Origin of the sequence: Rossellomorea sp. GCM10028870 (assembly GCF_042666755.1) — a bacterium.
GTDB lineage: Bacteria > Bacillota > Bacilli > Bacillales > Bacillaceae_B > Rossellomorea.
The window spans coordinates 740285-760372 of sequence record NZ_JBHTGN010000001.1; the positions used below are offsets into that span (position 1 = coordinate 740285).

The 20088-nt window shown below is 40.2% G+C and carries 24 protein-coding genes; 17 read left to right on the plus strand and 7 right to left on the minus strand.

The window, feature by feature from the left end; translation table 11 throughout:
* Positions 1 to 67: 67 nt before the first annotated feature.
* Together ACFQWC_RS03815 and ACFQWC_RS03820 are read left to right on the plus strand one after the other, a co-directional pair.
* Entirely contained in the window at positions 68 to 556 is a 489-nt protein-coding gene (locus ACFQWC_RS03815; protein WP_299737842.1) for a divergent PAP2 family protein, read from the plus strand.
* Between the two features lie 34 nt (positions 557 to 590).
* The gene (locus tag ACFQWC_RS03820) at positions 591 to 857 is read left to right on the plus strand and encodes a DUF6123 family protein (RefSeq protein WP_299737841.1); all 267 of its coding nucleotides are present in this window, start codon (positions 591 to 593) and stop codon (positions 855 to 857) included.
* Between the two features lie 99 nt (positions 858 to 956).
* On the opposite strand, the gene ACFQWC_RS03825 is transcribed toward ACFQWC_RS03820, so the two are convergent.
* The 3 genes from ACFQWC_RS03825 to ACFQWC_RS03835 all read right to left on the minus strand — a co-directional run bounded on the left by ACFQWC_RS03825 (position 957) and on the right by ACFQWC_RS03835 (position 3083).
* A complete protein-coding gene (locus ACFQWC_RS03825; RefSeq protein ID WP_377106105.1) occupies positions 957 to 1868 on the minus strand; it encodes a DMT family transporter in 912 nt (303 codons plus the stop codon).
* 12 nt (positions 1869 to 1880) lie between these two features.
* Positions 1881 to 2267, minus strand: a complete 387-nt coding sequence (locus ACFQWC_RS03830; RefSeq protein WP_299737837.1) for a reverse transcriptase-like protein — start codon at positions 2265 to 2267, stop codon at positions 1881 to 1883.
* A 138-nt stretch (positions 2268 to 2405) separates the two neighbouring features.
* Positions 2406 to 3083, minus strand: a complete 678-nt coding sequence (locus ACFQWC_RS03835; RefSeq protein ID WP_299737835.1) for a queuosine precursor transporter — start codon at positions 3081 to 3083, stop codon at positions 2406 to 2408.
* Positions 3084 to 3185: 102 nt separating this feature from the next.
* Here ACFQWC_RS03835 and ACFQWC_RS03840 point away from each other — a divergent pair, with 102 nt between their 5' ends.
* Positions 3186 to 3842 (plus strand): reverse transcriptase-like protein, encoded by a 657-nt coding sequence (locus tag ACFQWC_RS03840; protein WP_299737833.1) that lies wholly within the window; start codon positions 3186 to 3188, stop codon positions 3840 to 3842.
* Between the two features lie 72 nt (positions 3843 to 3914).
* A complete protein-coding gene (locus ACFQWC_RS03845) occupies positions 3915 to 4091 on the plus strand; it encodes a zinc-finger domain-containing protein (protein WP_299737831.1) in 177 nt (58 codons plus the stop codon).
* A gap of 72 nt (positions 4092 to 4163) precedes the next feature.
* Here ACFQWC_RS03845 and cspD read toward each other — a convergent pair whose 3' ends face one another.
* Entirely contained in the window at positions 4164 to 4364 is a 201-nt protein-coding gene (gene cspD / locus ACFQWC_RS03850; protein WP_034758543.1) for a cold-shock protein CspD, read from the minus strand.
* Between the two features lie 379 nt (positions 4365 to 4743).
* Here cspD and ACFQWC_RS03855 point away from each other — a divergent pair, with 379 nt between their 5' ends.
* The 5 genes from ACFQWC_RS03855 to mntR all read left to right on the plus strand — a co-directional run bounded on the left by ACFQWC_RS03855 (position 4744) and on the right by mntR (position 9119).
* Positions 4744 to 5679: a metal ABC transporter solute-binding protein, Zn/Mn family gene (locus tag ACFQWC_RS03855; RefSeq protein WP_299737825.1), complete on the plus strand. Its 936-nt coding sequence runs from the start codon at positions 4744 to 4746 to the stop codon at positions 5677 to 5679.
* 18 nt (positions 5680 to 5697) lie between these two features.
* A complete protein-coding gene (locus tag ACFQWC_RS03860) occupies positions 5698 to 6444 on the plus strand; it encodes a metal ABC transporter ATP-binding protein (RefSeq protein WP_299737824.1) in 747 nt (248 codons plus the stop codon).
* A 15-nt stretch (positions 6445 to 6459) separates the two neighbouring features.
* A complete protein-coding gene (locus ACFQWC_RS03865; RefSeq protein WP_377106109.1) occupies positions 6460 to 7758 on the plus strand; it encodes a metal ABC transporter permease in 1299 nt (432 codons plus the stop codon).
* Positions 7748 to 8623, plus strand: a complete 876-nt coding sequence (locus ACFQWC_RS03870; RefSeq protein WP_299737820.1) for a metal ABC transporter permease — start codon at positions 7748 to 7750, stop codon at positions 8621 to 8623. Before ACFQWC_RS03865 ends, ACFQWC_RS03870 begins: the two co-directional genes overlap by 11 nt.
* Positions 8624 to 8702: 79 nt before the next feature.
* On the plus strand, positions 8703 to 9119 hold the full coding sequence (gene mntR, locus ACFQWC_RS03875; RefSeq protein ID WP_377106111.1) for a transcriptional regulator MntR: 417 nt from the start codon (positions 8703 to 8705) through the stop codon (positions 9117 to 9119).
* 97 nt (positions 9120 to 9216) lie between these two features.
* Here the strand turns inward: mntR and ACFQWC_RS03880 are convergent, their stop codons facing one another.
* Positions 9217 to 9435, minus strand: coding sequence for a DUF3892 domain-containing protein (locus tag ACFQWC_RS03880; RefSeq protein ID WP_299737814.1), 219 nt, complete (start codon positions 9433 to 9435; stop codon positions 9217 to 9219).
* Positions 9436 to 9633: 198 nt separating this feature from the next.
* Between ACFQWC_RS03880 and ACFQWC_RS03885 the strand changes: the two genes are divergently transcribed.
* On the plus strand, positions 9634 to 10308 hold the full coding sequence (locus ACFQWC_RS03885) for a class I SAM-dependent methyltransferase (RefSeq protein WP_377106113.1): 675 nt from the start codon (positions 9634 to 9636) through the stop codon (positions 10306 to 10308).
* Positions 10309 to 10350: 42 nt separating this feature from the next.
* On the opposite strand, the gene ACFQWC_RS03890 is transcribed toward ACFQWC_RS03885, so the two are convergent.
* Positions 10351 to 11331 carry a metal-dependent hydrolase gene (locus ACFQWC_RS03890; RefSeq protein ID WP_377106115.1) on the minus strand — a complete coding sequence of 327 codons (981 nt, stop codon included), beginning with the start codon at positions 11329 to 11331 and terminating at the stop codon, positions 10351 to 10353.
* A gap of 1 nt (position 11332) precedes the next feature.
* On the minus strand, positions 11333 to 12466 hold the full coding sequence (locus ACFQWC_RS03895) for an MGDG synthase family glycosyltransferase (RefSeq protein WP_299737808.1): 1134 nt from the start codon (positions 12464 to 12466) through the stop codon (positions 11333 to 11335).
* Positions 12467 to 12645: 179 nt separating this feature from the next.
* Here ACFQWC_RS03895 and ACFQWC_RS03900 point away from each other — a divergent pair, with 179 nt between their 5' ends.
* The 7 genes from ACFQWC_RS03900 (at position 12646) to ACFQWC_RS03930 (ending at position 20057) form a co-directional block, all read left to right on the plus strand.
* Positions 12646 to 14337: a formate--tetrahydrofolate ligase gene (locus tag ACFQWC_RS03900; RefSeq protein WP_377106117.1), complete on the plus strand. Its 1692-nt coding sequence runs from the start codon at positions 12646 to 12648 to the stop codon at positions 14335 to 14337.
* A gap of 28 nt (positions 14338 to 14365) precedes the next feature.
* Positions 14366 to 14863, plus strand: a complete 498-nt coding sequence (locus ACFQWC_RS03905) for a hypothetical protein (protein ID WP_299737805.1) — start codon at positions 14366 to 14368, stop codon at positions 14861 to 14863.
* A 45-nt stretch (positions 14864 to 14908) separates the two neighbouring features.
* Positions 14909 to 15772: a DegV family protein gene (locus ACFQWC_RS03910; RefSeq protein WP_299737803.1), complete on the plus strand. Its 864-nt coding sequence runs from the start codon at positions 14909 to 14911 to the stop codon at positions 15770 to 15772.
* A 93-nt stretch (positions 15773 to 15865) separates the two neighbouring features.
* Positions 15866 to 16510 (plus strand): HD domain-containing protein, encoded by a 645-nt coding sequence (locus tag ACFQWC_RS03915; protein ID WP_299737801.1) that lies wholly within the window; start codon positions 15866 to 15868, stop codon positions 16508 to 16510.
* Positions 16507 to 18393, plus strand: coding sequence for an ABC-F family ATP-binding cassette domain-containing protein (locus ACFQWC_RS03920; RefSeq protein ID WP_377106119.1), 1887 nt, complete (start codon positions 16507 to 16509; stop codon positions 18391 to 18393). The genes ACFQWC_RS03915 and ACFQWC_RS03920 overlap by 4 nt, the downstream gene beginning before the upstream one ends.
* Before the next feature lie 78 nt (positions 18394 to 18471).
* Complete coding sequence (locus ACFQWC_RS03925; protein ID WP_299737797.1) at positions 18472 to 19599, plus strand: conserved virulence factor C family protein; 1128 nt, start codon at positions 18472 to 18474, stop codon at positions 19597 to 19599.
* A 23-nt stretch (positions 19600 to 19622) separates the two neighbouring features.
* A complete protein-coding gene (locus tag ACFQWC_RS03930; protein WP_341356513.1) occupies positions 19623 to 20057 on the plus strand; it encodes a BrxA/BrxB family bacilliredoxin in 435 nt (144 codons plus the stop codon).
* Positions 20058 to 20088: the final 31 nt, after the last annotated feature.

Sequence of the window (20088 nt, forward strand, 5' to 3'; positions counted from 1 at the left end):
TATGTTCATTACAAATATCCCATGTGTAGAGAATTTTAGGACAAACTAGAGACAGGGAGGTGTAAGGGTGAATAAAGGGATAGTAACAGCGCTTATTAGTATAGCCCTCGCACAGGGGCTGAAGATTCCTCTGCATTTTTTGAAGAAGAAGGAATGGAAACCTGAGCTGTTTTTCCAGACAGGGGGAATGCCAAGTTCCCATAGTGCAGGGGTTTCCTCTTTAACAACATTCATTGCCTTAAAGAGGGGAGTCAGAACCATTGATTTTGCTCTTTCATTTATCTTTGGTCTCATCGTGATGTACGATGCCCAAGGAATTCGACGACAAACAGGTGAACTGACACTTAAAGTAAACAGTTTGGATGAGCTCGTTAGAAAAGCTCATGAAAAAGAAACGGTGGAATTCGAAGAGAAAAAGCCAAAAAGACTGAAAGAAATGCTGGGACATCAGCCTCAAGAAGTCGTTGGCGGTGCGTTACTCGGCTCATTTATGGGCTACATTGCCTTCTTGTTTTCGAAAAAGGATAGGCAAAAGAAAAAATTTTCTGTAAGATAAGAGATGACAAAGTGGCGATAAGGTGAGGAGAAACGTGAAAAAGACAACAGAAGAATTTCTCATAGATCTTGAAAACAAAGGCTTCAAATTTCAGGAAGACGCAATTGGCTTCATCTATTTCGGAAAAAAATATACAGATGCCCCGGATGAATTGGTCAATAGCGCCATTGAAATCACATTAAAAGCCCAAAAGCAATTCGATAGCAGTTTTTACATGTCCATATTAGAGAGACTCCATTCCCAACAAATCGCATCCCGAAAAGAAGCACTGAGGTGGATGGAGAAACAGGGCTTGGCATAGAAAAGAGACACGGGACCACCAAAAAGGATTGTTTCCTTTTTGGTGGTCTTTCCTAATACTCACCCCATAAAAAAAATAGGAGAGCCGGCAATCGGCCTCCTATTTCACTTCAACTGAATGATTTTTGTTCATTTTTTTTAACATCCATGCGAAGATTGGCAGCTCAGAAAAGAGCATCCCAATAACGATCAATCCGCTTCCTGCAATAGCCAGGGACCCCAATCGTTCTCCGATCCACAAATAGGAACAGATGGCGGCAAAAACAGGCTCCAAGGTGAATATGATCGCCACTCTTGAAGGCGTCGTATATCTTTGAGCATAGGTTTGAGTGATAAATGCCAATAAGGTAGCTAATAAAGAAGTAATCAGTAAAGCGGTGATCACTTCCTTATTGCCCAAAACGCCATTCAGCAGTAAAACCTTTGGGTCTTCAAACATAAATGCACACCCCATGGAGAGGATTCCCACCGTGCATAATTGCACCGTGGTTAAAAGCAGAAGGGAGGCTTTTTGGGTAAAAAAGTCTGTGTAAATAATATGCAGGGCAAATCCAAAAGCACAAATGAATACGTAGGCATCACCAATGTTAAATGCCTGGGAGTGACCAGCCATAAGCAGGTACAGCCCTATGGCGGCCAAGATAGATCCTGTAATAGCTCCTTTAGAAGGAGATCTTTTAAAGAAGATAAATAAAAAGAGTGGAACAATCACCACACTTAACCCTGTAACAAACCCGGCTTTAGAGGGGGTTGTGAAAACCAGGCCCAGTGTTTGAAAGGCATATCCGATAAACAAAAAAGCTCCTAAAATGATACCGTACAAAATGGATCGCTTAACAAGCGGAGTTTTTTTGATAAACAGGACCATAGTCAAAGGGATAGCGGCCATTAGAAAACGAATCCCATTAAACATGAATGGGGGAAGGAATTCAATGGCCGATTGAACAACCACGAAGGTAGACCCCCATATAAAAGCAACACCGATCAAGGCGATATCAGCAATCCGAGCCAAACGAATCCTCCTCTAGTTCAGATGAATGGCTTTTCGGGCCAGCTCATCTGCAGCTTTATTTTCTTTACTGGGTATCCACTTTACGAAGAATAGCTCTATTTGCTTCGTCATGCCCAATATATCATGTAGCAACTGTTTATATTGAGTATTCCGAACAAACTCTTTCTCAATCGCATGAACGACTGCTTGAGAATCACTCTTCAGCCACACCGTATCAGCCTGTTTTTCTAAACAGATCTCTAGAGCTTTCTTGCATGCAATGAATTCTGCTTCATGATTATCCATGACTCCTAAAGGGATGGAGTGTTTTTCCACTTTCCCGTTGTTTTTAATAACTATTCCGGCTCCGCTTGGCCCAGGGTTACCAGCGCTTGCTCCATCAATATTCACTTCGATCATATGCGTTCACCTCAAAGTACATCTTTAGATTAATATTATAGTAGCATATAAAAGAGACCGTAGGGAGAACGAATTCTTAATTCATACCTCCAATAAAATAGCCGGGGGAAAACCAGTACACCCGGATTCAAATTACTATTACACATCTTTAGGAAATCGTTTTGCCAAATAACCAAATGGGGTATCAATAATGGATATGATCCATTTGAGGAGATAGGTAGTAATGAATATTTCAAACCAGACATCCACCGGATATTCTCCCAGAAAAGCGATACTTGTGAATACAAGAGTATCCAGAAGCTGACTCACCATTGTACTTCCGTTATTACGAATCCAAAACTGTGAATCTGAAGGGAACTTCCGCTTTAAATACGTAAAGATATACACGTCTGTTAATTGACTCACGAGGTAAGCGACTAAGCTTCCAAGAGCAATTCTTGGAATGATTCCAAAGATCGTAGCGAGAGATTCCTGTGCGAAATCTTCAGGATGTGGTTGAAATACTAATACGAGTTGCATAATAATAGTCATAACAATTAAAGTGAAGAACCCTAGCCACACCGCTTTCTGGGCTTCTTTTTTTCCGTATTTTTCGTTAAGGATGTCCGTTACTAAAAATGCCGTTCCGTACATGGCATTCCCTAAAGTAGCAGTCAAACCGAAAATTTCAATCGTTTTAACGACCTGTAAGTTAGCGAGTATCGTGGATATCCCTATCCATACAAACAGTCCGGTTCGTCCAAACATTCTATACATAATCAATAGTAAAGAGAATGTAATGAAAACGAAGATTAATCCAAACCATATATTAAACATATAAAGTCCTCCTAATGAACATGTGTAAATGAAACAATAGTCCTCATTATACAAATAAACGCAGAAATGAACAATCATATGAAAAAAAAGGAGCGTATGATTATGGAAATGAAACTTAAATTTAAATATGTAAGTAAAACAGCGTCAAATATATGGTTTGAATCAAACTACTTTCCAAGAAAAGAAACATTGATTCATATCGATGATTTGATGAAAACCGGTAGAGTCCATGAACTTGAAATCATAGATGAAATGGGGAATTCGTGGTCAAGAAAGGAATTTATCAAACTGAATCAGGAATTGGAAAAGGAACCAGAAAACATCGTTGTGTATTTCGACGGTGGGTTTGATAAGGAATCCCTCATTGCAGGTGCAGGGATAGTCATCTATTACGATAAAGGTGGGGAATCATTTAGAATTAGAAAAAATGAACTTCTCGAGGAAATGGAAAATAATAATGAAGCTGAATACGCAGCCTTACATATCGCCCTCGGATTACTAGATGAAATCGGCGTGAAAAGCGCACCTTGTACGATTTATGGAGATTCCCAGGTAGTTATAAAACAGTTGGAAGGGGAGTGGCCTTGTTATGAAGAGGGCTTGAGTCGGTGGCTCGATCGTATTGAAGCCCTGATCAAAAAGCTTCGATTGAAAATCACTTGGGTCGTGCTGAACAGAAAAGATAATAAAGAAGCGGATAAGTTGGCCAATCAAGCCTTACAAGGGACAAAGGTACACAGCAACAAACGAATAGAATAATATCGTTCCCTATTATATACTCTATAAATAATAATACACTGTAAGTCCTTGAACAAGCTTAGGAGTGATCACATGAATCGAAAAGAAGTGGTGGATAAAGTGGATGAGCTCATAGACACCTACTGTAGCGACTGCTTACTTAAAGCGCACTTTCGTAAAGAGTATGGTAAAACCTATGCTCATCGTTTTTGTATAGAAAAATGCACCATAGGAGAACAAATTCGAAATTACGGACAAAAATTAAATTGAAAAATAAAGGGCAGCAATTCTTAGGTTCACCTAAGAATTGCTGCCCTTTGGTATGCTATATTGTTCGAACGATTATAATTTAACTACGTTTGCTGCTTGAGGTCCACGATTTCCTTCAACAACGTCAAAAGAAACTTCTTGACCTTCTTCTAATGATTTGAATCCTTCACCTTGAATCGCTGAGAAGTGAACGAATACATCGTCTCCACCTTCAACTTCGATGAATCCAAATCCTTTTTCATTATTGAACCATTTCACTTTACCATTTTGCATTTTCGAATCCTCCTAAATCGTTCAAGCACGTGTGTGCCTCTGAAAAATATTTTTCACGAAATGATTGACTCTCATACGTTGGAAATAAGCATAAAAATCGTACACTTCAATGATGACTTTACTATACAATATGACGATTTTCGAGTCAACATTCCCTCCTATTTTTAGGGTGATTAAAGAATTTGGTTAATATGTATTGACAATTATTGAGTAAGGAAATAAAATTTGCACTAAGGAAACTTTTATTGCACTAAGGAAACTTTTGTAGTCTTATAAAAAAGAAATTACTTGTGTAAAAAAAAGTGAACATATATAAGTTTCTTGAATAAGGTAGATGTAGTAGATATCAAAAAACATATGGGTAGAGAGGAGATCAAACATGAAAATAAGATTAATGGCTCTTGTCGGGATGATCATTATTTTAGCGGCAGGACTTATCCTATCAGGCTGTGGAGCAACTACCACTGGGACTAAAAACGATAAAATAGTCGTTACGACAACAATAGGGCAAATAGGGGATGCGGTTAAAAATATTGGAGGAGAGCATGTAGAGGTTCAAAGTTTAATGGGACCTGGTGTAGATCCTCACCTTTACAAAGCTAAACAGTCGGATATTGGTAAGCTTCAGGAAGCAGATATTATTTTCTATAGCGGTCTCCATTTAGAAGGGAAAATGCTTGAGATCTTCGAAAAAATGAACAATGAAAAACCGACTTATGCAATCGCTGATAGTATACCTAAAGATAAACTGCGTAAAGATCAGGCAGATAATACGGCGACAGACCCACATGTGTGGTTCGATATTGATTTATGGAAAATTGCATTGGAGCAAGTGCGGGACGGATTGATTGAGAAAGATCCTGAAAACAAAGAAGACTACATTCGAAATACTGAAAAATACTTTGCGGAATTAGATGAACTGAAAGCATATGCTTCGGAAGAAATGTCTAAGATTCCAGAAGAACAAAGAGTCCTTGTAACAGCTCACGATGCATTTAATTACTTCGGAGCAAAATACGATCTTCAAGTTATGGGATTACAAGGTCTGAGTACAGATGCTGAATATGGTTTAGCAGACGTGCAGTCTCTTGTCAATACATTGGTAGACAGAAACATAAAAGCTGTGTTTGTAGAATCAAGTATCTCTGAAAAATCGATCAACGCTGTTATAGCAGGGGCACAAGATAAAGGCCATGAAGTCGAAAAAGGCGGGGAATTATTCTCAGATGCTATGGGGAAAGAAGGAACAGAAGAAGGAACGTACATCGGTATGTATAAGCATAACGTTGATACAATTGTAGAGGGACTAAAGTAAGTCTAAGGAGGCGATACCATGAATTCAGTTGATATTAAGGGGTTAACCGTTGCGTATCATAGAAAACCGGTTTTAATGGACGTAGAGTTTTCTGTTCCGAAGGGGAGGTTAATCGGAATAGTCGGCCCTAATGGTGCAGGAAAATCCACATTAATTAAAGCCATTCTGGGTTTGATTCCCCGCTCGTCAGGTGATATCAAAATCTTTGAAAAAGCTTATTCCCCTAAGAGCAAATTAGTTGGATATGTCCCTCAGCGTGGATCTGTCGATTGGGATTTCCCTACAAATGCTCTGGATGTCGTATTAATGGGGAGATATGGTCATTTAGGATGGTTTAAGAGACCATCAAAAAAAGATGTTCAATTTGCAATGGAGTGTCTCGATAAAGTAGGTATGACTCAATTTGCATCAAGACAAATAAGTCAGCTATCAGGGGGACAGCAGCAAAGGGTTTTTCTTGCCAGGGCATTGGCTCAGGAAGCGGAAGTCTATTTCATGGATGAACCTTTCGTTGGTGTGGACGCTGCAACGGAAAAAGCGATCATATCTTTATTGAACGAATTAAAGGAACAAGGCAAGACCGTGTTGGTTGTCCATCATGATTTACAAACTGTTACAGAGTACTTTGATTGGACGTTGTTACTGAATAGAAAAACGATCGCATACGGTCCAACGAAAGATGTATTCAGCGTAGAGAATTTACAACTAACCTATGGAGGGAAATTATCTTTCCTGGAAAAGGATCAAATGTTAATTCATCCATAGAAAGAGGTGAATAAGATGAATCATTTATGGCAATCGATTTTAACGGACGGAAATACACAATGGGTATTATTGAGTACCTTATTACTGGGAATTGCAAGCGGAGTTTTAGGCAGCTTTGCTCTACTTAGGAAACAAAGCTTAATTGGGGATGCGGTCGCACATGCAGCATTGCCGGGAATCTGTTTTGCATTTATGTTCATTGGTGAGAAAAATTTCTTTGTACTATTGATTGGTGCTGCTACAACGGGGCTCCTTGCTGCTTACACGATACAACTCATTACGAATACGACGAGAATCAAGGAAGACACGGCTATTTGCTTAGTATTGTCTGTATTCTTTGGATTAGGCATCGTCCTTTTAACAAAAGTTGCTCAAATGCCCACTGGTAACCAAAGCGGCTTGGATGATTTCATCTTTGGGCAGGCAGCCTCCCTGGTGGGGAGAGATGTTCAGCTTATGGGCTTAACGGCAGCAGCTTTAATTATTATTACGTCACTTTTATTCAAAGAATTTAAGGTGAGTACCTTTGATCCTCAATTCGCGAGGGGAATCGGGCTTCCTGTAGGATTTTTGAATTTTCTTTTTGTTTCCTTATTAGTTATTACGGTTGTCATCGGTATTCAAGCAGTAGGTGTCATCCTGATGGCTGCTATGCTGATCACTCCTGCCATATCAGCAAGATACTGGACGGATTCATTGAGGACAATGGTCTTTATTTCTGGTATTGTGGGAGGCTTATCAGGGGCAGTCGGAACGCTGATCAGTACCCTTGGTAAAGGGTTATCGACCGGCCCTTTTATTGTATTGACGGCTACAGTTATTTTTATCGTATCCATGCTGTTCTCTCCGAAGCGCGGATTAATCTCGGTTATTTTGAAAAGGTTGAAAAATGATGATCGACTGGCTATGCGATTCATACTGAAGAAGATGTATGAATCAGGTAAACAAACGAAACGTGTAAGTCAAATATTTCAACAAAGCAATATTTCTAAATTAAGATTTAACCGGGTAGTGAAGCATTTAATGAAAAAAGGTTACCTGGAACAAGAGGATGGAATAGTGACGATTACAAAATCAGGGCTAATGAAAGCGGAGCAATTCAGCTTTGTTGATGAAATCATGGAACTGAAAGAAATGTACCCCAGTGAGTTGGGTTCACTTGATATTCAGTGGATTGAAAAGGAAGAAAAAGAGACGTTATCAAAAGAGCAACTTGCAAAGCTGCAAATGAAAATGTCCGATATTTATATGCAATATCCTTTCTTAAACGTAAAAATGTCAAGCAGAAGAGGGGGGCAAGGATATGAGTTATGAATTATGGATTCTTCTGACTGGTAGTTTAGTAGGTTTATCCTGTGGCATCGTCGGGTGTTTCTTAATCCTGAGAAAGATGTCGATGTTAGCAGATGCAATCAGTCATACCGTGCTCCTCGGATTGGTAATGGCATTCATTGTCAGCCAAAGTATGAATGGGTTTTATATGTTGATCGGTGCAGCAGTGGCTGGATTGTTGACTACCTTTATGGTTCAGTTATTGAATTCCAACGGGATCCAGGAAGATGCTGCAATAGGTGTAGTGTTTACTTCCTTGTTTGCTTTAGGGGTCATCCTCATTTCATTGTTTGCTAAGAATGTTCATTTGGATGTGGAGCATGCCTTAATGGGTGAAATTGCATTCGTTCCTTGGAATACCTTGTCATTGCCGATACTTGGGGACTTACCTAAATCAGTTGTGATGCTGGGATCGGTACTGCTATTGGATATCCTCATCATTTTCCTGCTGTTCAAAGAGTTTAAATTAACCTCTTTTGATCCAAGTATGGCAGCGGCAATCGGCATCCCGGTACTTGGGGTTCATTATATATTAATGGGTCTGGTATCCGTTACGACTGTTTCCGCATTTGATAGCGTAGGTGCGATTCTCGTGGTAGCAATGCTCATCGCCCCTGGTGCGACAGCATATTTACTTACTGATCGATATAAAGTTATGCTGCTATTAAGCGGGGGGATTGGAGTATTCGATAGTATCATCGGATATTACGGGGCTAAGATGTTCGATGTGTCCATTTCCGGTGCAATGGCAGTGGCCGCAGGACTTGTTTTCTTCATCGTATGGATGTTATCACCGAAATACGGGTTGGTATCCAGGATCCTGAATCAACGGTTGACAGAGGAGTAATTTAAAGTGCTTGGGTTGTATTCATTCTGTAGTTATAGTAAACTTTTAATGATATTTATGGAAATTTGGAGGGTACAGAATGCCTACACCAAGTATGGAAGATTATATAGAACAGATTTATATGTTAATTGAGAACAAAGGTTATGCAAGAGTATCAGATATAGCAGAAGCTTTATCTGTTCACCCCTCCTCAGTTACCAAAATGGTGCAGAAGTTAGATAAGGACGATTATCTCATTTACGAGAAATATCGCGGGCTTGTTCTGACTCCAAAAGGAAACAAAGTAGGAAAGCGTTTAGTATATAGGCATGAACTGTTAGAACAATTCCTTCGTGTAATTGGAGTGAAAGAAGAGCATATTTATGAAGATGTTGAAGGAATCGAACACCACCTGAGCTGGGATTCCATTGATCGCATTGGAGATCTCGTTCAATTCTTCGATGAAGAGAATGACCGGGTAGAAGAACTTCGAACAATTCAAAATCGCTCTGAATGATAATGGGCAAAGCATGACAATTCAAGCCAAAAAGGACTTCATTGCAATAGAATGAAGTCCTTTTTGGCTTGTGGGTCTGAAAAGTTAACCCTCACTCTTAGAAAATGGAAGGATAGTCATTGAAGCTTCCGTCATCGACCGACATACTTGTTAGTTCTACTTCTCCCCATTCATTTTCATTCAGGACTACTCCTTGAAGTAATCCCTCTGAGGCTTCCAGTACAGCTTTACGATAGGAAATAATACGGCCGGAAGAAGTTTGAAAACTGATAATGTTACCATGGTAATTCCGTTGAACCTTAGAAATCTCTTCCATACAACATCACCTTTCTTGTTCAGATATAGAACTAGTATGGACAAAAAAGCCGTAAAAGATAATCCAGATCATCAAATGGTTTACATAATAATATTATGTTAATCAGTTTTTTGACAGAGAACATATATGAAAAGAAGGATTATGGTTAACTGAATGAGAATAAAGAATAATATAGAAAAAATATATTGAGGTGTACTTATGAAGAATTCAGAATGGCATACTAGTGCCAGAACGCGCTGGGAAGACAACGCAGATCATTGGCATTCCAAAAGTGTAGAGATGTGGACAACTGGAAGCAGGAAGGCCATTATTCCCTTTTTCACTAAGCATATCGAACGTGGGAGTGCTGTAGCAGACTTAGGATGCGGAGATGGATACGGTTCATTTTTGCTTTTCGACAAAGGCTATGCTGTCACGGGGATGGATTTCTCTGAAAAAATGGTCAAAATTGCAAAGAAACACGAAAGGGACTCATTATCTTTTGTTCAAGGAGACTTGCGTGCTCTCCCTTTTCAAGATGAAAAGTTTCAAGCCGTGATGGCGATTAATTCAGTTGAATGGACGGAGGACCCCCTGCATACTCTGAACGAAATTGAACGAATTGTCTCTCCTGACGGGTATATATGCATCGGTCTTTTAGGTCCGACCGCTCACCCCAGGGAAAATGCCTATCCGCGTCTACATGGAGAAGACGTCATCTGCAATACAATGATGCCTTGGGAATTGGAAAAGCTTGCTGCTGAAAAAGGCTGGAAGAAAATTGATGAGGACTGGGTCTACAAAAAAGGAGTAAAGTCTTCATTATCAGAGACGCTTTCAAGTGAATTAAAGCAAGCTTTAACGTTTATGACATTGTTTATGTTCCAAAAATAATGAACATGCTCGATTCCATTTCGGGGATCGAGCATGATTTTCTTATTTACTGATTTCATTGACAAGTTCTTTTTTGATGCGCTTATACTCAATCGGATGATGGAACCAGCCTACATAGCTTTTCTCGAGTGATTTGTGATGTGAGAAAACCCAGATCGCTTTAAACGGGAATCTCCTTCCTTTTCGAAAACGTAAATCAATCCATCTTACTTCAAGAGCTTCTTTTCTTTCAATCACTCTTGGATAGACAAAAATTGTACTGGTAATGAAGTTGGAGATATCCTTGTTTTGCTTTGAAATTTCAACCCATGGCTGAGGCGTTTCTTTCTCGAGAACAGAGTCCACCATGAGTTTCCCCCACGTATATCTTCCAAGGATATAATTCTCCTCTCCTTCTATGATCACCTGCCAGGAATAAAGGTCCATATTTGGAATGATCTTTACTCCCTTGGACTTTAGAAAGTGAGTAGTCAACTGATGATAAATATAAGAGCGGGTGGCAAACCTTAATAATATATAAATGAAGAGTAAGAGATAGATGGATAGAAATGTTTTCCCAGGATGAAAGCCTGTGAGAGAAAGAATCATACCGGATATATGTAATGAGAAAATGAAATAGTCAAATAAAGGAATACAATCAATGCTGAACCATTTTTCGGTAAAAGGACGTAATACCTGCGTGCCGTGAAAATTGAGCACATCCGTGATGACGTGTACGATGACAGCTCCCAAGTTCCAAACGAAAAGGTGCTGAAGAAATACTAAGTCCGGATAGTAAAGGGCAAATACTGTTGTGATCAGAAAAGCCCAAAGAGGCAGCATGAATAGAGAATGGGAAAAACCTCTATGAAGCTTATAATATTCACTTTTCCCCTTTAACTTAAAAGCATAATCAAAGTCAGGTGCATTTGAAGACAGTACACAAGAGACATAGACAGGCAATGAATATTCCTTTAGAGAAGGATCCAAGGAAGCTAAAGAAGCGATACCGATACCAAATAGGATGTGTGTGGATGTTTCCAAATCACAATCTCCCTTCAACAAGTGTGTTTTTCCTGTGGTCGTGTCGAAGAATATCCTCTACAATCGTGGTACAGGCATTCTTGTTAAATAATGAGGATACATTTTTCGATAATGAATCTATCGTATTTTTATCATAGAGACATCGATAAATGCTTTCCATAAAGTCTGTTTGATTCGAATAGGTGAGTGCTGCAGTCCTTTTTAATAAATAATTGGCATTCTCATTTTCCTGGCCGGGTGAGGGCTTAAAAATGATGATGGGCAATTTAAAACAAGCGGCTTCCGTCAATGATAAAGCACCGGACTTAGTGATCAGACAATCGGTAAGGGAAAAAAGGTTTTCCACTTTGGAAATATATCCGAAAATGTGGATGTTATCGTTGAATTTAAATTTTTCCAGCTGATTGTATAGCTGATCGTTCCTCCCGCACACAACGGCTACTTGAAGATTGTGATCTTTGGATAGGGACAATAAAAGCGGTTCAATATTCGGAATCAAACCTAGACCTCCCCCCATAATGGTGATGGTCTTCCGTTTTGGGGAAAGTCCAAATTCTTTATAGTTTTTTTTGAGTGTATGATGAAAGCTGGAACGGATAGGTAAACCGCTAATGAAGATTTTCTCTGTCTCTACTCCGTAAGAGATGAGCGTCCTCTTTACGTGATCTGTTGCCACATAGTATTTCTCGATCATGGGATGAATCCACAACGGATGAGCACAGTAGTCTGTAATGACGGTATATGTAGGTATGTTCAAGCTTGAGCGAAGCCTCAGGTATGGTGCAGCATGAAGTGGGAATGTCGTGATAATGCATGACGGTGAGTGGGTTTCAACCAGTTTCATTAGTCGATTTTTTCCTAAATGCTGATAAAAGTAGCTCAATCCTCTAGAGGAAAGTTTATCTGTTCCATAGTAGAATGCTTTATAGAAAGGGGTACCGAATTTGGAAAATCCTTTTTTTAATAAATTCTGGGCCAGGGAGTGCATGGCAGGGTAGGCTTCTCCATATAGATCACAGATATTCACCCGTTTATATCCCTGGCTCCTAAATGTATGAGCCAGAGTTTCAGCAGTTTGAATATGTCCTTCTCCAAAACGTGCGGTCAAGATTAGAATCGACTTTTCTTGCAGCAATCTTATTCCCCCTATAAAAGGCAATAATGGTGGAGATATAAAACATAGTGTAGAATTAAGTAACACTACAATTTAAGATTACTAATGGATTGTAAATGAAGTTTATGAGTAAATAAGATTTTTTGTAAAATTTATAACAAGGGCCAAATTCCCATCACATAATTAGAAGGTGATTTCAAGTGACAACAACCAAGAAAATAGTGAAATCAGATATTGAGATTGCTCAACAATCTACTATGAAACCGATACTAAATATTGCGAAGAAAATCGGTCTCACAGAAGATGATATTGAGCTTTATGGTAAATACAAAGGGAAAATATCCTATGAAGCGATACATAAACTCCAAGACCGTTCCAACGGGAAATTAATCCTTGTAACCTCGATTAACCCAACTCCAGCAGGCGAGGGCAAATCAACGGTTACGGTCGGCCTCGGAGATGCGTTAAATCAGTTAAATAGAAACACCATCATTGCCATGAGGGAACCATCACTAGGTCCAACGATGGGAATCAAAGGAGGAGCAACAGGAGGAGGTTATTCCCAAGTTCTTCCCATGGAGGATATTAACCTTCATTTCACAGGTGATATCCACGCTATAACGACGGCGAATAACGCTTTAGCCGCATTGGTAGATAATCATATCCATCAGGGAAATGAACTGAATATCGATCAAAGAAGGGTCGTATGGAAACGGGCTCTGGACATGAATGACCGTGCCCTTAGACAAATCATCGTTGGTTTAGGTGGACCGGTACAAGGTGTTCCCCGTGAAGACGGATTTGATATTACAGTGGCGTCTGAGATTATGGCTGTTCTCTGTTTATCTCAAAATCTTGAAGAATTAAGAAGAAGGCTTGGACAGATGGTTGTCGCATACAACTTTTCAAAACAACCGGTAACCGTCGAAGATTTAGGAGTTGAAGGTGCGCTGACATTACTGTTAAAGGATGCCCTAAAACCTAATCTCGTTCAAACGATTGAACATTCTCCTGCTCTTATTCATGGCGGACCATTCGCAAACATTGCCCATGGGTGTAATAGTGTCATGGCGACCAAAACGGCTCTTAAGCTGGCTGATTATGTTGTAACGGAATCTGGATTTGGTGCTGATTTAGGAGCCGAGAAGTTTCTGAATATCAAATCTCGAGCTGCAGACATAGCCCCTGATGCCATCGTGCTTGTTGCCACCATTCGTGCTCTGAAGATGCATGGAGGTCAAGGGAAAAGTGATCTTCAAACTGAAAACCTTCAGGCTCTGCAAAAAGGATTATCTAATCTGAAGAAGCATATGGAAACGTTAGATCATTTCAACGTACCTTATGTGATTGCGGTTAATCGATTTGTGACTGATAGTGATGACGAAATCCAGACCCTTATAGAGTGGTGCGAAAACCTGGGAGTACAAGTTTCACTAACCGATGTATGGGCAAAAGGTGGAAAGGGTGGAAGAGACTTAGCCGAAAAGGTATTGGATGAGATAGAAGGGAACACGAAGGAATTTTCTCGTCTATATGAACTTTCTGATTCACTCCAATCTAAAATTGAAACGATTGCGAAAAAGGTTTACGGAGCGAAAGAAGTAGATTACACGGTGAATGCACGAAAGCAGCTCCAGCAGTTTGAAGATCAAGGGTGGGGGGTCCTGCCGGTTTGTATGGCCAAGACCCAATATTCTTTATCAGATGATCCATCTAAACTCGGGCGTCCTGAAGATTTTACAATCACAATCCGAGAGCTTAAGCCGAAGATCGGAGCCGGATTTATAGTTGCATTAACAGGAGAAGTAATGACTATGCCTGGCCTGCCAAAAAATCCGGCAGCATTCGGAATGAATGTGGATGATGACGGCAGGGCTGTAGGGTTATTTTAGTCATTGAGGTTTGAAGGGAGAGGAAAACATGTTTGATCCAACAGCCTTTGATAACTTAAAGGTAGTCTTTGAGGGAGCTGTCTATGATCTTGATTTGACAGGGGAAATCCAAATCCTTGACCGGAAGGATTTATTTGACTTTGCTCACTATGAACGTTGTTATCAAATTCACTATTCTTTACCTTACAAGAAATCCATTTCGATCGAATTTCATTTAAAAGCTGATATGGGTCACTTTCTGGCTGAGAGAAAGATGATGACAGAAAAGAATACAGCAGGTGCAGATATCCTCATCGTCTATAAAGGCGATGAAAAGTTGAAGGAAAGCCGTAAGTTACTTGAGGAAACATGGGGTAAGGATAAAAAGTGGGAATGGAAAGAAGTGATATCCTCTCTTAACCCTCCTGCCTACGAGGGGAATCTGACTTTTAAAAGAGTCATTACAGAAGAAATGGTTGATGATGTTCTTCAAATGATTTCATTTTCAGTAGAAACGTTACAACAACTTGATCGAATAGACTTCTAGTATGAAAGAGAGTTCATAAATATATAGAAAAAGGGGATTTTTACAATGAGAATAGCCTGGATAACAGATAGCACAGCATTTGTTCCGACTCATTCAAGCAGTAAAGAAAATCACATCTATATCGTTCCAATGAATATCCTCTTTGGGGAGAGGGAGTATCAAGACGGAGTAGACTTAACTCCTGAAGAATTGTTCTTCAAATTAAAAGAAGAAAAAGTAGAGGTGAAAACTTCACAACCTTCAATCGGAACGTTTAAAGAGTTGTTTGAAGAATTATCCAAGGACTATGATTATATCTTTTCGATCCATGTCTCTTCACATTTTAGCGGTACATATTCATCTGCCCATCAAGCTGCAGAGCTGTTAAAGGAAACACTCCCAAACATTATCTGTATAGATTCGAAGGTCATTTCCAATCCATTGACGGAATTAATCCTATACGGTCAAAGTTTACAACATGAAGGGAAAGCTCCGTTACAAATAAAACAAGCCATTGAAAAACGAATAACTTCTTGTGAAACCTATGTAATGGTAGGCAGCTTAGAGCAACTCCATAAAAGTGGACGGATGAGTGGGCTTTCTTTCTTCCTGGGAAGTGTACTTAATGTAAAGCCTATGCTTGCGATAGAGAATGGTAAACTTGAAGTAAAGGACAAGGTAAGAAGTATTAAAAAAGGATTGACCAGCATGAGCGAGCGGTTAGATCAAGCCCTATCTGCTAAGAGAATAACAAAAGTGTCTGTATTACACGGATTAAATCGGAAAGACGCAATAGAATGGATTGACCAATTGAAAAAAACGTACCCGGAGATAGAATTTGGGGCGTACCCTTTAGGGGCTGTAATTGGGGTTCATGCAGGCGCAAATACAATCGGAATAAGCTGGTTTGAAGAAAACGAAGAGAATTAGGAGAGAAAGGAGTGATGTGAAGAATCATGCATCCACTCCTTTTTATTCTGATGAGAGGGCATTATTTGGTACAATAGAAGAGAAGGTGAGTGCATGGAACGAAAAGAACTGGACAAGTGTGTGGATTTTTTAAAACATGAGTACCTGGGTGAATCTACAGGCCATGATTGGTATCATTTAGATCGTGTACGAAAATCAGCACTCATGATTGCAAGGGAAGAAAATGTATCGAATACATATATAATCGAGCTGGCCGCTTTGCTTCATGATGTGCCGGATGAGAAGTTTGTAGACAAGCAAGAGGGAAAGAAAAGGCTGGATCACATCATATCCCTTCTTGCTCTTTCTGAAAAAGAAAAGGAATTACTGAAAACGATCATCTATTCTATTTCTTATAAAGGTGGTCATGAAGCAGAGTTAACCTCGTTAGATGCAAGAATTGTGCGGGACGCAGACCGTCTGGACGCCATTGGTGCAATCGGGATTGCCAGAACGTTTGCTTATGGTGGAAAGAAGGGTCAACCAATTTACACTCCCGATTCTATTGTAAGGTCGGATATGACCCTGGAGGAGTACAGGAATGGGGATAGTTCCAGTATCCATCATTTTCATGAAAAGTTATTGAAGTTGAAAGACTTAATGTGTACGGAAACGGGAAGGAAACTGGCAGAGGAACGTCATGCTTTCATGCTGCGGTTTTTAGAGCAATTTAATAAAGAATGGACTGGTCAAGAATGAGAATGTTAACAGCTGAGAATCTTTCTAAAACGTATGGAGAGAAAACTCTATTTAAAGATATATCGTTTTCGATTACCGAGAAAGAAAGAGTCGGACTGATCGGGGTGAATGGAACGGGTAAATCAAGCCTGTTGAAACTCATTGCAGGGATGGAAGAATATGATACCGGAGAGCTTTCGAAGCCGGGCGATTATCATATTGCCTACCTTCAGCAAGAGCCTGCTTTTGATGGGGATTTAACCGTGATACAACAAGTGTTTCGTGGTGAAGCAAAAATCATTCAGGCTATGCGGAATTATGAAATGGCCCTTATGGAAATGGAGAACAACTCAGAAAATCCTCGAATACAAGAAGATTTATTTGAAGCTCAGAAGCAAATGGATATCCTTCACGCATGGGATGCAAGTGCAAATGCGAAATCCATTTTAACAAAACTGGGAATTCACGACTTTTCAAAGAAAATGAGCGAGCTGTCAGGTGGGCAAAAAAAGAGAGTGGCGCTGGCGGGCGTCCTGATCGAAACACCGGACTTATTAATTCTGGACGAACCGACCAACCATTTAGACTACCAGTCCATCAAATGGCTGGAAGATTATTTAGGAAAGTATAACGGCTCTGTGTTGCTCGTGACCCATGATCGTTATTTCCTCGATAAGGTAACGAACAGAATCTTCGAATTGGATGGAGGAAACCTTTACTCCTACAAAGGAAATTATGCTTCTTTTATTGAGGCAAAGGCTTCCAGGGAAGAGGTGGAACGCCAATTATCCGAAAAGCAGCAAAATCTTTATCGAAGAGAGCTTGCCTGGATGAGAAGGGGAGCAAAAGCCAGAACCACTAAACAAAAGGCTCGAATTCAACGATTCGAAAACTTAGAGGATACGATCTCTTCAGGTCCCTCAGGCGGCCAGGTTGACATGGCAATCGGAGGAAACCGTCTAGGTAAACAAGTGTTTGAGTTCAAGGATGCTTCAAAAATGTTTGAAGACAAGCGAATTTTAGATGAGTTTTCTTTCCTTATTAAACCTAAAGACCGAATCGGAATCGTAGGTAAAAACGGGAGCGGAAAATCAACATTTCTTAACCTTCTTGCCGGAACCGATGAGCTTACAAGTGGTGATTTACTAAAAGGCCAAACCGTAAAGGTCGCATACTATACTCAAGGTCATGAAGAACTTGATGAGAATATGCGAATGATCGAATATATAAGGGAAGCAGGAGAATATATAACGACGGATAAAGGGGAGCAAATCTCAGTTACTTCCATGTTGGAAAGATTCCTATTTCCAATGAGTACGCATGGTACATTGATCCGCAAGCTTTCCGGAGGAGAAAAACGAAGACTCTTCTTGCTTAAGCTATTAATGTCAAAACCGAATGTCCTTTTGCTTGATGAACCGACGAATGATTTAGATACAGAAACCCTCACCGTTCTCGAGGATTATATAAATGAATTTTCAGGTGTTGTCATAACCGTTTCCCATGACCGCTACTTTCTAGATAAAACAGCTGAGCAATTACTGGTCTTTAATGGAGATGGACAAATCGACTTTTACTTTGGGGAATATACTGAGTACCTGGAAAAGAGCGAAGCGAAAAGTAAGAAGCAGGATCCGGTCAAGAAGCAAGAATCTGCTCCCGTGAAGGGAGAGAAGGAAAAAGAGAAAAAGAGGCTTTCTTACATGGAGAAGAGGGAATGGGACGAAATCGAAGATAAGATGGCCGACATTGAAAAAAGGATAGAAGAAGCAGATGCTGAGCTGCAAAAGGTCGGCAGTGATTTTGAAAAAGCACAGCAGTTAATGAACGAAAGTCAAAATCTTAACGAGCAATTGGAAAAGCTCATTGAAAGATGGACATACCTTTCCGAATTTGCTGAATAAGTCTCTTCGTTTAAGGCATCATGGATACTATGTTAGAATGGATGGTATAAGAACTGTTTATAGAAAGGGGCATCAAGCTTGAGGATAGTATCGATTGAACCTACTCCAAGTCCTAATACGATGAAAGTTCTTCTTGACCAGGAAATGAAAGCCGGGAAGAGCAATAATTATAAAAAAGATGAAGCGGACGGGGCTCCTCCCGTCATTAAAGATATCCTTGCCATAGACGGTATTAAAGGGGTCTATCATGTTGCCGACTTCTTAGCCGTTGAGCGAAATGCGAAATTCGATTGGCAGGAGCTTCTGCCACAGGTTAGAAAAGCTTTCGGTGAAGATACTCTGGACCAGGAAAATGAATCTCCCATGGAAGAACATTTTGGTGAAGTGAATGTTAGCGTGCAGATGTTCAAGGGAATTCCGATGCAAGTAAAGGTGACAGACGGGGAACAAGAGAAGCGATTTTCACTTCCCGCCCCATTCCTGGAAGCAATCGGTCAGTCTCAAAAAGATGGAGATAATGTCGTCCTTCTCAGAAAGTGGAAAGATTACGGTATTCGGTATGGAGACTTAGATGAGATTGGTAACAATGTGACGGAAGAACTAGTTGCAGCCTATCCTTCTGAAAGGCTGGCAGCACTTGTAGAAGAAGCACAGGAAACAACCGATTCCAAAGGACCTCTCATTTACAAGAAGAAGCAAAAGGTAAGTGTCGCGGACTTTGAAGCGCCGGACTGGCAAACAAGGTATCAGAAGCTGGATGCGATGGAGGATCCGACTTTAGATGACCTGCCTCTGCTCGAGAAAGCCCTGGAGGACGAGAAAGTATCCATTCGCCGATTGGCTATTGTCTATTTGGGAATGATTGAAGATGAAAAAGTTCTTCCTTTGCTGTATAAAGGGTTACATGATAAATCAGTCACAGTAAGGAGAACGGCTGGAGATTGCCTTTCGGACTTAGGTTTTGCAAAAGCCACTCCGGAAATGATTCTAGCCTTAAAGGATAAGAGTAAACTTGTGAGATGGCGTGCTGCCATGTTCATTTATGAAGTAGGGGATGAATCTGCATTGCCTGGCTTACGGGAAGCGGAAAATGACCCAGAATTCGAAGTGAAGCTTCAAGTGAAAATGGCCATCGAACGAATAGAGGGCGGCGAAGAAGCAAAAGGATCTGTTTGGAAACAGATGACCGAAGCACGTCAACAATAATAGTGGGAAAGGGTTGATTATAAATGTCAATGGCTTACGAAGAATATATGAGGCAGTTAGTTAAACCGATGAGACAAGAACTTACACAAGCTGGCTTCAAAGAATTGGGTACAGAAGAAGAAGTAGAGAATTATATGGAAAATGCAGATGGAACAACCCTGGTCGTTATTAACTCTGTATGCGGGTGTGCAGCGGGACTTGCAAGACCCGCTGCAACGCAATCCGTCATGAATAATGAAAAGACACCTGATCACCTCATTACTGTCTTTGCTGGGCAAGACAAAGAGGCAACAGCCAAAATGAGAGAGTACTTCGAAGGGTACGAACCTTCCTCTCCATCAATGGCTTTACTTAAAGGAAAAAAAGTCGTTCATTTCATCCCGAGGGAAGAAATTGAAGATCATGACATTTCATCGATTATTTCCAATTTATCCACAGCTTTTAACGAAAATTGCTAAAGACCAAAAAGAAACGGGTGACTCTGTCATC